Genomic DNA, 12315 nt, shown 5'->3' with positions numbered 1-12315 from the left:
ATTTTCTTCGCCGCGCGCGCAACCCTGGCCTGCACGTCCGCGCCCGTCAACCATGACGGGGTGTCTGACTCTGTGCCCTCTGCATCTGTACCCTCTGCATCTGTACCCACCCCGCCTGGATTCGTCCCGGCGCACCGACCCATCCGGTTCAACGCCTTCGACATGAACTGCGTTGCCCACCAGTCACCGGGGCTGTGGCGCCACCCCGCCGACCGTTCGTGGGACTACAACACCCTCGACTACTGGGTCGACCTGGCGCGATTGCTGGAAACCGGCGGTTTCGACGGCCTGTTCATCGCCGACGTCCTCGGCACCTACGACGTGTACGCGGGCACCGATGAGGCCGCCATCCGGCAGGGCGCCCAGATCCCGGTCAACGACCCGCTGCTGCTCGTGTCGGCGATGGCCCACGCGACCGAACACCTCGGCTTCGGCATCACCACGGGCACCGGCTTCGAGCATCCATATCCGTTCGCGCGGCGCCTCTCGACGCTCGATCACCTGACCAGGGGACGCATCGGCTGGAATGTGGTCACCGGCTACCTGCCCTCCGCCGCCCGGAACATGGGCGACGATGACCAGCTCGCCCACGACAGCCGCTACGACCACGCCGACGAGTACCTGACCGTGCTCTACAAGCTGTGGGAGGGTTCGTGGGAACGTGACGCCGTGCGCCGCGACCGCGCGGCCGGCGTCTTCGCGGATCCGGAGAAGGTGCACCACATCGGTCACCGCGGTGAGCATTTCACGGTTCCGGGGATTCACCTGTCCGAGCCGTCGCCGCAGGGCTCGCCGGTGATCTACCAGGCCGGGGCATCGCCGCGCGGGCGACGCTTCGCCGCCCAGAACGCCGAAGCCATCTTCGTCGCCGCACCCACCAAAGCCATTTTGCGCGAGACGGTCTCGAAGATCCGCGATGAACTGGTGGCGGCCGGCCGGGGCCCCTACGACGCCCGCATCTACACCCTGCTGACCATCATCACCGACTCCACTCCCGAGGCCGCCCGCGCCAAGGCCGCCGACTATCAGCGCCACGCCAGCGCGGAGGGGTCGCTGGTGTTCATGTCCGGATGGATGGGGATCGACCTCGCGTCCTATGACCTCGACGAACCGATCGGCAATGTCGAGAGCAACGCCATCCAGTCCGCGGTGGCGGCCTTCCAGCAGGCCTCCGAGTCGGGCGACGAATGGACGGTGCGAGACATCGCCGCCTGGGGCGGCATCGGCGGGATGGGACCAGTGCTCATCGGTTCCGGCGACGAGGTCGCCGAGGCACTTGAGAGCTGGGTCACCGACACCGACGTCGACGGCTTCAACCTCGCCTACGCTGTCACCCCCGGTACCTTCGCCGATGTCATCAACCACGTCGTTCCCGCGTTGGAACGCCGCGGACTGTATCACCGCGACTACGTCCCGGGTACGTTGCGGCACAAGCTCTTCGGCCGCGGTGACCTGCTCCCCGACAATCATCGTGGGGCATCGTTCCGGGTCGGTGGACCGGCCTCGACGATCGACGACTCCATTCGTGAGATCGGCGCCAACGGTCGGCTCGTCGCGCCGGGGGTACGCCGATGATCGTCGTCTCGCATCTCACCAAGGTCTTCGACACCCCGTCGGGACCGTCGACGGTTCTCGACGATGTCTCGTTCACCGTGGCCGGTGGCGAGGTGTTCGCCGTGGTCGGCCCGTCCGGCGCCGGCAAGAGCACCCTGGCCCAGTGCCTGAATCTGTTGCAGCGCCCCACCTCGGGCGAGGTGATCGTCAACGGTGAGAACCTCGCACACCTCGACTCCGCGGCGTTGCGGGCGGCACGTCGGCGGATCGGCACCGTCTTCCAGTCCTCGAGCCTGCTCTCGCGCCGCACCGCCGCCGAGAACGTCGCCCTGCCCTTGGAGTATCTCGGTGCCACGAAGGCCGCGACGCGCTCCCGGGTCGCCGAGCTCCTCGACCGGGTGGGCATGGCGGACCGCGCGAATCTGTATCCGCATCAGCTCTCCGGCGGCCAGCGTCAACGCGTCGGCATCGCACGCGCCTTGGCACTCAAACCCTCGGTGCTGCTGTCGGATGAGGCCACCTCCGGACTCGACCCGGTGGCCACCGAGTCCTTCCTCGACCTGCTCGCCGACGTCCGCGACGACCTGGGTCTGGCCGTCGTGTTCATCACCCATGAGATGGATCTGATCACCCGGATCGCCGATCGGGTGGGTCGCCTCGATCATGGCACCATCGTCGAACAGGGATCGGTGGTCGATCTTGCCCTGAGCCCCGATTCTTCTCTGGGACAATCACTTCGACCCCACGGAATTCCTGCTCCGGCCGCCGCCGGCGAGGTCGCGGTGGTGGTCACCTACCACTCGGCGGCGGTTCCGTCGGACTGGATCACCCGGGTGACGACGCGCATCGGCGCTCCGGTGGGCATCCTCGGCGCCAACGTCCAGAGTGTCGACGGTGTCCCCGTGGGTGAACTCACCGTGTCCGTCAACGCGAGCTCCGTCGACGAATTCGTCGTCACCGCAAACGAACTCGGCGTGACCGCACGACCCACCGCGCAGGCCGCACGCGAGGTCGCCGCATGAGCGCGCCGAGTGACACCCACATTCTCGCTTCGATCACCGTGCCGGTCAACGAGATCCCGTCGCTGCTGATACCGGCCTTCGTCGACACCGTCATGATGGTGAGCATCGTGATGGTCATCGTGCTGATCGTCGGCGTGCCGCTGGGTGCCCTGATCCACAATCTCGCCCCGGGCGGTCTGTTCGAACGCCGTTCCTTGCACACGCCCCTGTCGTGGGTCATCAGTGTCGGGCGGTCACTGCCGTTCCTGGTGTTGATGACGGCGATCATTCCGTTCACCCGTTTCATCACCGGCACCAACATCGGCATCGCCGCGGCGGTGGTACCGATGTCGATCGCCGGCATCGCGTTCTTCACCCGCATCGTCGAGAACTCCCTGCGGGCGGTGCCCACCTCGGTGGTCGAGGTGGCCAAGGCATCCGGTGGGTCGAACGCCCAGATCATCTGGTCTGCACAGATTCCCGAGGCACTGCCGAACATCATCGGCGGTCTGACGATCAACACCATCGCGATGATCGAGTACTCGACGATCGCCGGCACCATCGGCGCCGGCGGCCTCGGCTACATCGCCGTCACCTACGGCTATCAGCGTTTCGACCACGGCGTGATGATCGCGACCATCATCGCGCTGGTCGTCACCGTCGCGCTCATCCAGGTCGGTGGCGACGCCCTCGTGCGCCACCTCACACCTGAGCGCAAACTCGCCACGCGACGCTGAATCACTTTTTCACACAACCACTCTCACCACCTTCTCCATCCACGAAAGGCGCTACCCCCATGTCTGCGACCACCGATTCGACACCCGGCGCCCCCAGTCCCGGATCGGACACCCCGGACTCCGGCGACCACAACGGCATCCAATTGCGTTCCCGCCGTCGCTGGCCCTTGATCGCCGGTGCCGCGGCGGTCGTGGTGATCGTTCTCGCCGCGGTGATCGCCTGGCGATTCGCCGGCTCCGACGAGGCCTCACCCAACGACACCCCGGGCGCGACACTGACGGTCGTCACCGCCGAGGGCAACGCCAGCGAACAGGCCCTGGTCAATTTCGTCGCCACAAAGGTCGCACCCCGCTACGGCATCACCGTGGCCTTCCGCGGACTCGCCGACTCCACCACCCTCAACCGGGCCGTCAGCGACGGTGAGGTCGCGGGCACGATCTATCAGCACAAACTGTGGCTCTCGCAGGTGCTCGCGGCCAATCCGGACTTCCAGGAAGAGGCGGCGACACCGGTCTTCCGGTGGGGCTTCGGCATCTGGTCGGACAAGTACGCCTCACCGACCGATCTGCCGCAGAACGCGAAGGTGTCGCTCTACTCAGACCCCGCCAACGAGGCGCAGGGATTGTGGCTGCTCGAACGCGCCGGCCTGATCACCCTCAAGCCGGGCGTGGACAAGTGGACCGCCACCCAGGACGACATCGCGTCGAATCCGCGGAATCTGCAGTTCACCCTGCTCGACTTCGCCGCGCAGTCCCGGGCGTTGCCCGATCTCGACGCCACCGTCGGCTACACCGAGTACTACCTCGCGGCCGGCGTCGACCTCTCCAAGCAGATCTTCGCCCCGCCGGCGCCGGACGAGTTCGCCGGGCAGTTGACCATCGGAAGCAAGTGGCGTGATTCCGAGAACATCAAGAAGTTGGTGGCGGCGTTCAAGGACCCGGCCGTGCAGCAGTACCTGGCCACCGACCCCGCGGTGAAGAACATCCTGTTGCCGCTCTGAGCGGGTTCGCCCGAGGCGGTCCGGTGGCGGCGCGTGTTCTCCGCCGCCCCGGACCGCCTCGGCCTATGGTGTCGGAGTGATTGGTAGGAAGCACGGTGACCGCCGGATCGGACACGGCGCGGGCCACGGGCACTCACACCACCTGTCCGACATCGAGGTCGTCCTGTCACCGCTGGCCAAACGCCTCGTCATCGGATTGCTGATCGTCGCGGGTCTCGCCGTGATCGTCTGCGGATTCCTCCTACGGCCGTCCTATGGAGATCATCCGGTCCCCGCCCAGTTCCGTGGGCCCGACGGCACCGCGATCCACGCGGTCGACGGCGAGATCATCAGTCAGACCCGGGGTGAGTGCCTCAACCAGATGGTCGGAGCCATCAACGACACCGCCGACATCCCGATCTCCGGCGAGGGCAGCGGGCCGTGCCTCGAATTCACCGTACGCATCACCTCGGGCGAGCACGACGGCAAGTACACCCTGCTCGAGGTGCCGACCAACGCCGCACAGGCGGGGACGAGCCCGGACTCGTCGTCGCAGACCCTGGGCCATCCGGACGACCCGCAGGCGGGCCAACCGACGTTGCATGTCGGCGATTCCATCCGGTTGAGCACGGTGGCCGGGCCCGACGGGCAACCGCGGTACTCCTTCTTCGACTTCAACCGCACCACCTCCACCATCGTGTGGGCCCTGCTGTTCGCGGCGGCGATCATCCTGGTGGCCGCCTGGCGGGGACTGCGTTCACTGATCGGTCTGGCCTTCGCGTTCCTGGTGCTCGGATTCTTCACACTGCCCGCGATCCTCGACGGAGAGTCACCGGTCGCGGTCGCGGTGGTCAGCTCGGCGGCCATCCTGTTCGTCGTGCTCTACCTCGCACACGGGGTCAGCCTGCGCACCTCGTCGGCGCTGTTGGGTACGTTGACGTCGATGGTGCTGGCGGGTGTGCTGAGCTGGCTGGCGATCGAGACGATGCAGTTGAGCGGTCTGTCCGGTGACCAGACGACGAGCCTGCAGGTGTATCAGGGCACCATCTCGGTCAGCGGATTGTTGTTGGCGGGCTTCATCATCGGCACGCTCGGCGTCCTCAACGACGTCACCATCACGCAGGCGTCGGCCGCCTTCGAACTGGCCGGCGCCGGGGAACCGACCCGGCTGGCCACGTTCCGGGCGGCCATGCGGGTGGGCCGCGACCACATCGCCAGCACCGTCTACACCCTGGTGTTCGCCTACGCCGGCAGCGCTCTCCCGCTGCTGTTGCTGTTCTCGGTGGCCCAGCAGCCGTTCGGCTCGATGATCACCACCGACACCGTCGCCGTGGAACTGGCACGCTCCTTCGTCGGGGGCATCGCGATCGCGCTCTCGGTTCCGTTGACCACCGCGATCGCCGCGGCACTCACCCGCCCGTCCGGAGCGGGAACCGTCGCGGAGCCGTCGAAGTCGACCTCGTCGGCCGCGGGCGATCCCGAACCGGCACGCTCGGCGCCGACAACCGCGCGCCGCCCGATCATCGATCTCGAACCCGATGAGGTGCCACCACCGTCGTCACGACCATCACCACCGCAACAACCATCACCGCCGCCCACACCACCGACGACCCGTCCGCCCACACCACCGACGACCCGTCCGCCGAATCCACCGGCGCGTGGCCGACATTCGATGCCGGACGGCTGACCGCGACGTCGGCGACGACGAGTTTCAGAGCAGTCCGCACCGACCGGTCGGCACCGACGACAGATTGCGCCCCACCCAATCGCCGATCCGGGTGAGCATCGCGGTGCCGTCCTCGAATCGTCCGCTGCGTGGCACCGCCGCGATCGACACGGCGAACTGGCCCGATCGTGTGGTCACCAGGCCAAGCTGGCGGACCAGGAAGGCCGACGACGTCCCGGTGCCCGGTCCCCATCCGCCCTTCACCGCGGTCGAGGTCACCGCGCGGTTGGTGCGCCCGAGGTTGGCCACGCCCCAGCGCTGATTGGGGCCCACCGCACTCATCAGGCGCAGGATGCTGTCGGTTCCCGGCATGCACGGGAGGTGCGCGCCGAAACGGGCCTGATCGGCCAGGGCCCACATGCTGTAACCCGGAAAGGACGGGGGCGCATCGAGTTCGGAACTGACATGGGTGCGCATATCGTGGCCTTCGCGCAGCACCGTGGTCACCGCGTCCACGGAGGACTGTCCACCTCCGAGTGCACCCCAGAGGTCTTCGGCGGCATCGTTGTCGGACACGGTGATCGCCTTGGTCTCCGAGCCGACGACCGCGGAGCCGAGGCGACGCTCGGCGGCCAGCGCTACCGGTACCTTGAGGGTCGACCAGGCGCGACCGGTGGTGAACGTCCCCAACGAGATCGCGGCGTCCGAGCCCACCGGCACGATGGAGATGCCGATACTGCCCGGCAGACTCTTCGCGAGCGACTTCTGAAAGGGCGTGAAGGTCTTCGACAGCGCCTGCTGCGGAGGTACCGCCGGCGCGAGCCAGGTGCGCAGCGGCTCGGGCAGCGGCGGCAGGGCGGGCAGCGCCGGTGCCGGCGCTGCCGCCGCCATGGCCGCCGGCACCACGACCGCGAACACCAGGGCAAGCACCGTCGCCACCAGCACCCTCTTCACTCCAGCCACTTAAGCCTCCTCCGTCACATCAGCAACAGAATGAGCCTATGGGCGGTTGAACACCTCAACCAACCGGGAGGCGCCCGATCGTCGAACCGAGACCGCACCGTGCGCGAGTCGTGATCCGCGTGTCCGCCATGTCGGATTCACTACGCCGGATTCGCCGTGCCGGGTGTCCCGACCGGCGTCAGCACCGACCCCGCGGGAGCGCGGCGATGTTGGCATTGAGCCAGTTGCCGACCGCGTTGAGCGCCGCGATCCCGCCGGACATCGACCCCCCGACGGCGCTCATGGCCACCGCGCTCTGCTCCCCGCTGCGATAGGTGACCAGGCCGATCTGCCGCACCAGGTAGGCCCCATCGACGCCCGGGCCCCAACCACCTTTCACCGCAGTCGCTTTCGGCAACCTCATGACCTCGACGCCCCATTGCTGGTTGCCCGCGACCTGTCCCATCAGGGACACGACGTGTTCGGTTCCCTGCATACACGGCAGGTGCCCGACAAACGTCGCCGCGGCCGGCAACGTCCACGCGGTCTGGCCGAAGATGGTGAACCCGGCGCGCTGCTGCACCGACGGCACCACGACGTTGGGGTTGCCGCCCTCACGCAACACCGCGGTGACCTTGCGGGAGGCCTCCTCGTTGCTGCCCAACGAAGCCCACAGCGCTTCCGCTGAGGCATTGTCGGAGTTGATGATGGCGTTGGCCTCCGACGCACTCTCCCCGTTCTCGCGTTCCGCGGCGACGGCGAGTGGCACCTTGATCGTGGACCACGCCACGCCGGGCGTCAGATCCCCGAGTGTGATCGTGGGTCGCGACGGGCCACCCACCGGGGCGACGGCGACACCAACCGTCAGCCCGGTACCCGAGGCCACCCGCCGGAAACTCGCCGCCAGTGCCTGATTGGACGCCGGGGTGACCGACGACGGTGACGACGCATAGGCAGACGAACTGGTCGAGGACGACGACGGTGAGGCGTACACGGTGACGGTGGATTGCGGACCGGCCGAATCCGACGTCGCGCACCCGGTCGACACCACCGCGGCCACTGCGACAGCGATCCCCACGATCATCCGGCGACGCACCGCATCAACTCCCCTCACGGCAACACGTACACGACGGCATTGTTACCGCCGGTGCAGGTCACCGCGGAACCGTCGGGTTGACAGGCCATCGAATACGCCTGTCCGGTAACCGGACTGTACGCCACGACGGTGCGAGGTTGGCCGTAGGTGCCACTCGTGTTGTAGGCGTCGCGCACTGCCTGAGCGAACGGACAACTGGTGACCGACGACCCGATGGCCGACGTGCCGTCGCACGGAACGGCGTTCGCCGGGAAACTCGGCGTCGCGGTCGTTGCGGGCACCTGGGTAACCGGTGGGGCCTGGGTGATCGTCGTCGTCGCAGGACCGTCCGCGGTGGAATCCGACGAGGACGAGCCGAACAGCCAGAACGCGCCACCGATGAGCAGGCCGATCACCAGCAGTGCGAGGACACCGACGAGCACGCCCACCAACGACCGATCACGCTCCTGCGGGGGCGGGTAGCCAGGCTGACCGTAGGGCGGTGCGCCGTAGCCGCCCGGATATCCGGGCGGTGGGGCACCGACCACCTGCGGGCCGGACAAATTCTGGGGTCCGGAGTAGCTCTGCGGTCCCGAATAGTTCTGCGGTCCCGAATAGTTCTGGGGCCCCGAATAGCCCTGCGGCCCAGAGAGATTGGCGGTGCCGGCCGCCCCCGCCGCGGCCGCTCCCGGGTACACGTGCGGTCCCGATGGTCGCAGCGCCGTCGCCCGGTACGCCTCGTCGTCGGCGGCCGGTGCGATGGTGGTCGGCGGGGCCTTCTTCAGCAGATCGGGACGCGCACCGGACGCCGGCACGATCGTCGTCGGCGATTCTCCGATCAACGCGGCACGGGCCGCACGGGCCAGATCCTTGGCCGTGCCGAAGCGTCGTGCCGGGTCGGGGTCGAGTCCGATGCCGATGACCGCATCCATCGCCGGCGGGACGTCGGCGTTGACGCTGCTCGGCGCCGGCGGCGGCGACATCACCGCGGCCTTGATGGCGGAGCTGATCGTGTCGGCCGGATGCGGCACCCGGCCGGTCAGGCATTCGAACAACACGCACGTCAGCGCATAGATATCGCTGGACGCGCTCACCGGCACAGCGTCGAACAACTCCGGCGCCATGTAGGCGATCGAGCCGATCGCGGTGCCCGCCTGGGTCAGATGCGTGTCGTCGGCACCGTGCGCGATGCCGAAATCCACGAGATAGGCGAAATCGTTCTGCCCGATCAACACGTTCTCGGGTTTGATGTCGCGGTGGACGAGGCCGTCGGCGTGGGCCGCGTCGAGCGCCGAGGCGACCTGCTCGATGATGGTGACCGCCCGCTCCGGTGCGATCGCATGCTCGCGGCGCAGCAGTCCGCGCAGATCCTCCCCTTCGACCAGGCGCATGTCGATGAACAGCACCCCGTCGATCTCGCCCCAGTCGTGGATCGGGATGACATGGGGTTCCCCGAGCCGCGCGGCGGCATGCGACTCGCGACGAAACCGTTGCTGATACACCTCGTCGTCGGCGAGCCCCGGGTTCAGGAGTTTGAGCGCGACCTCACGGTCCTTGACGGTGTCATACGCGCGATAGACCTCGCCCATTCCGCCCCGACCCAGCAGCTCGTCCAGGCGGTACGGCCCGAACTGGGAACTCACGCGGCTCGATGACATGGTGCGAGCATAACCGTGGAGTCGGACATCTCTCTCCCGCTCTTCGGGCGTCGTCTCCCTGGTCAGCGCGGATACGCCGACGGTGTCGTCTCGGCGGACGACATCGGTAACGCCGCACCGCCGATGGGCTCAGATCACCCCGTGGATCGGCGGGTCCTCGTTTCGCAGGACATGACGCCCGATGTGCTGAAGCTTCCAGCGCACCGGATCGTGCAAGGTGTGTGTCCGCGCGTTGCGCCAGAACCGGTCCAAACCGCTGCCGGCCGCCGCGCTGCGCGTTCCACTCACCTCGAACAGCGCGGAGCCCAACTCGTTCGACACCCGGTCGGCGACGACCTTCGCAGCCGCGACCGCGATCGAGGCGTCGGCGACGGTACCGAGAGGATCCTCGGCGCCGGACTCGTCGGCGAGGAATCCCGTGGCACGGTCGAGCGCCCGGCCGGCCGCGGCGAGAGTGGCCTCCGCCGTGATCAATTCGACCGCCAGTTCACCGAAACGCTGCACCAGCAACTCGTCGTCGACGGCCCGATCGACACCCGCCTCGAACCATGGCCGGGAGGAGGTGTTGACGAAGCGCACCGCCTCGTCCAGGGCACCTCGGGCAATGCCGACGTCGATGGCGACATGCAGGAGTTGGGCGAACGCGCCATACCCCGTCGGCCGGGAGACGGCGTCGGCGCGGGTCACCAGGTCACCCCGGCCCACGGCGACGTCGACGAATCGGACCGTTCCCGAACCGGTGGTGCGCTGTCCCAACGCATTCCAGTCGTCGACGAGCTCCACACCCGGCGCGTCGGACGGGACGAACGCGATGTACTCACCGGCCGGCAGGGCATCGTCACCCGGGTGGCGGGCGAGCACGGCGAGGGTGTCGGCGAACAACGACCCGGTGGCGTAGAACTTCTCCCCGTCGAGCCGGAAGCGGTCCGTTCCGACCGTGGTCAAGGTGGTGGAGATGTCGGCGATGGTCTTGCCACCCTTTTCCGACTGCGCGTTGGCCACCCTGCCACCCCGGAGTACCTCGCCGAATTGCCTGCGCGCCAATTCTTCTGGGGCGGCAAGCCGCAGCAGATTCAGGTACACGAAGTGACTGTGCGGAATCTGGGCGATGTTGGGATCGGCGGCCGCGGTGATTCGGGTGACGTCGGCCACCACGCTGGGAGCGAGGTCGGGCCCGCCGAAGGACGCCGGAACGGTGATCGCGAGCAGCCCGCTCGTGGACAACTCGTCGATCTCCGCATACGGCAGACGTCGGTCGAGATCGCGGGCCGCGGCACCCACCGCGAAACGCTCCGCCAGCCGGACCGCGGCCGCGCGGGCCTGCGCCGCCGATTCCAGTCGGGCCGCACCACGATCGACGCGGTCCGTACCCGCTTGGGTGATGCTCATCGCGTCCTCAGACCGCCGCGGATCGCTCGGCGGCTTCGAGTTCGCGGACGAGCGGGAGGACACGCTCGCCAAAGTACTCGATCTCCTCCTGGAAGTGCAGGAAACCGCCGAGGATCAGGTCGACGCCGAGACGCTTGTAGGCCACGATCCGCTCCGCGATCTGCTCGGGCGTGCCGATCAGCTGAGTGCGGAAACCGTCGTTGTACTGGACGAGATCCTCGAACGACGAGTCGGCCCACATCCCCTTCTTGTCTCCGGTGGCGTTTCCTGCCTGTTGCACGGCCGAGCGGAAGCCCTCCACCGCAGGACGATTCGCCTTCTCGACGATCTCGCGGAGGGTGTCACGTGCCTCGGCCTCGGTGTCGCGGGCGATGATGAAGCCATTGAGACCGAACCGGACCTCACGATCGTGGGCGCGGGCGACCGCACGCAGATCACCGAGTTGTTCGGTGACACCGTCGAAATCTTTGCCATTGGAGAAGTACCAGTCGGCGAAGCGCCCGCCGTTGTTGCGGGCGGCGGTGGAGTTACCCCCTTGGAACAGTTCGGGATTGGGACGCTGCGGGGTGTTGCGCGGCTTGGGCTTCAAGGTGAAGTCGTGGATGCGGTAGAAGTCGCCACGGTAGTCGACGTTGTCCTCGGTCCAGAGCTTGCGGATCACCTCGAGGAATTCGCCACTGCGACGGTACCGTTCGTCGTGCTCGAGCCACTGTTCACCGAGGTGGATGAACTCATCCTTGAACCAGCCGCTGACGACGTTGATGGAGAATCGGCCACCGGACAGGATGTCGGCGGTGGCACCGAACTTCGCGAGCACCGCCGGATGCCACAGACCTGGGTGAACCGCGGCAATCAGTTTGAGCTTCTGCGTCGCCAGCAGCAGCGCGAGACTGAAACTGGTGGACTCGTGCTGGAACTCGGCACCGTAGGACGCCTCATACCGGACCTGGGACAGGGCGTATTCGAACCCGTTGTTCTCCGCGGTTTGCGCCAGCTTGACGTTGTACTCGTAATCCCAGCTGGTGCGCTGCTCGATGTCGCTGGTCACCAGACCACCGGACACGTTGGGTACCCAGTAGGCGAACTTGACCTCATCGGCGATGTTTTCGGTGGACACGGGGTCTCCTGACTCAGACTGCTCGGACGCGAGCGTGCACCGTGGTGCACGGCAACGTCGGCCATCTTGGCCCCTGACGACACCGGTTGCCCACCGTTGAAATCGCGGTGAGCCCAACCCATGTCCGGTCAGTTGCGGTGTGCCGCTGTCCTGTCCGGACACCCCCATCGTGGTTCCGGGCGCCAACGCACAATCA

10 protein-coding genes are annotated in these 12315 nt (G+C 67.4%); 5 read left to right on the top strand and 5 right to left on the bottom strand.

The features are described from left to right. Positions 1-141 precede the first annotated feature (141 nt). The 5 genes from ACWDPV_RS14410 to ACWDPV_RS14390 all read left to right on the top strand — a co-directional run bounded on the left by ACWDPV_RS14410 (position 142) and on the right by ACWDPV_RS14390 (position 5959). Positions 142-1575, top strand: coding sequence for an LLM class flavin-dependent oxidoreductase (locus ACWDPV_RS14410; RefSeq protein WP_449743687.1), 1434 nt, complete (start codon positions 142-144; stop codon positions 1573-1575). Beyond that, positions 1572-2576, top strand: coding sequence for a methionine ABC transporter ATP-binding protein (locus ACWDPV_RS14405; protein WP_449743531.1), 1005 nt, complete (start codon positions 1572-1574; stop codon positions 2574-2576). Before ACWDPV_RS14410 ends, ACWDPV_RS14405 begins: the two co-directional genes overlap by 4 nt. Further along, entirely contained in the window at positions 2573-3292 is a 720-nt protein-coding gene (locus tag ACWDPV_RS14400) for a methionine ABC transporter permease (RefSeq protein WP_449743530.1), read from the top strand. Before ACWDPV_RS14405 ends, ACWDPV_RS14400 begins: the two co-directional genes overlap by 4 nt. A gap of 59 nt (positions 3293-3351) precedes the next feature. Then, positions 3352-4293: a MetQ/NlpA family ABC transporter substrate-binding protein gene (locus tag ACWDPV_RS14395; protein ID WP_449743529.1), complete on the top strand. Its 942-nt coding sequence runs from the start codon at positions 3352-3354 to the stop codon at positions 4291-4293. A gap of 79 nt (positions 4294-4372) precedes the next feature. Further along, positions 4373-5959, top strand: coding sequence for a YibE/F family protein (locus ACWDPV_RS14390; protein WP_425476252.1), 1587 nt, complete (start codon positions 4373-4375; stop codon positions 5957-5959). A 24-nt stretch (positions 5960-5983) separates the two neighbouring features. Here ACWDPV_RS14390 and ACWDPV_RS14385 read toward each other — a convergent pair whose 3' ends face one another. The 5 genes from ACWDPV_RS14385 to sfnG form a co-directional block, all read right to left on the bottom strand. After that, complete coding sequence (locus ACWDPV_RS14385) at positions 5984-6829, bottom strand: hypothetical protein (RefSeq protein WP_449743686.1); 846 nt, start codon at positions 6827-6829, stop codon at positions 5984-5986. A gap of 250 nt (positions 6830-7079) precedes the next feature. Further along, positions 7080-7964, bottom strand: coding sequence for a hypothetical protein (locus ACWDPV_RS14380; protein ID WP_449743685.1), 885 nt, complete (start codon positions 7962-7964; stop codon positions 7080-7082). A gap of 26 nt (positions 7965-7990) precedes the next feature. After that, complete coding sequence (locus ACWDPV_RS14375; RefSeq protein WP_449743528.1) at positions 7991-9613, bottom strand: protein kinase domain-containing protein; 1623 nt, start codon at positions 9611-9613, stop codon at positions 7991-7993. A 129-nt stretch (positions 9614-9742) separates the two neighbouring features. Continuing rightward, positions 9743-11002 carry an SfnB family sulfur acquisition oxidoreductase gene (locus tag ACWDPV_RS14370; RefSeq protein WP_449743527.1) on the bottom strand — a complete coding sequence of 420 codons (1260 nt, stop codon included), beginning with the start codon at positions 11000-11002 and terminating at the stop codon, positions 9743-9745. Positions 11003-11009: 7 nt separating this feature from the next. After that, positions 11010-12119, bottom strand: coding sequence for a dimethylsulfone monooxygenase SfnG (gene sfnG, locus ACWDPV_RS14365; RefSeq protein ID WP_449743526.1), 1110 nt, complete (start codon positions 12117-12119; stop codon positions 11010-11012). Positions 12120-12315: the final 196 nt, after the last annotated feature.

The organism is Gordonia sp. NPDC003504 (assembly GCF_053587995.1).
Note: the sequence above shows the minus strand (reverse complement) of the source record. Positions and strands in the feature narration are given on the sequence as shown.

What these genes read in the sequence shown, in the direction of transcription:
- ACWDPV_RS14380 (WP_449743685.1), bottom strand. Translation starts at nt 7,964, where the DNA reads ATGATCGTGGGGATCGCTGTCGCAGTGGCCGCGGTGGTGTCGACCGGG.
- ACWDPV_RS14375 (WP_449743528.1), bottom strand. Translation starts at nt 9,613, where the DNA reads ATGTCATCGAGCCGCGTGAGTTCCCAGTTCGGGCCGTACCGCCTGGAC.
- ACWDPV_RS14370 (WP_449743527.1), bottom strand. Translation starts at nt 11,002, where the DNA reads ATGAGCATCACCCAAGCGGGTACGGACCGCGTCGATCGTGGTGCGGCC.
- ACWDPV_RS14405 (WP_449743531.1), top strand. Translation starts at nt 1,572, where the DNA reads ATGATCGTCGTCTCGCATCTCACCAAGGTCTTCGACACCCCGTCGGGA.
- ACWDPV_RS14385 (WP_449743686.1), bottom strand. Translation starts at nt 6,829, where the DNA reads ATGGCGGCGGCAGCGCCGGCACCGGCGCTGCCCGCCCTGCCGCCGCTG.
- ACWDPV_RS14395 (WP_449743529.1), top strand. Translation starts at nt 3,352, where the DNA reads ATGTCTGCGACCACCGATTCGACACCCGGCGCCCCCAGTCCCGGATCG.
- ACWDPV_RS14400 (WP_449743530.1), top strand. Translation starts at nt 2,573, where the DNA reads ATGAGCGCGCCGAGTGACACCCACATTCTCGCTTCGATCACCGTGCCG.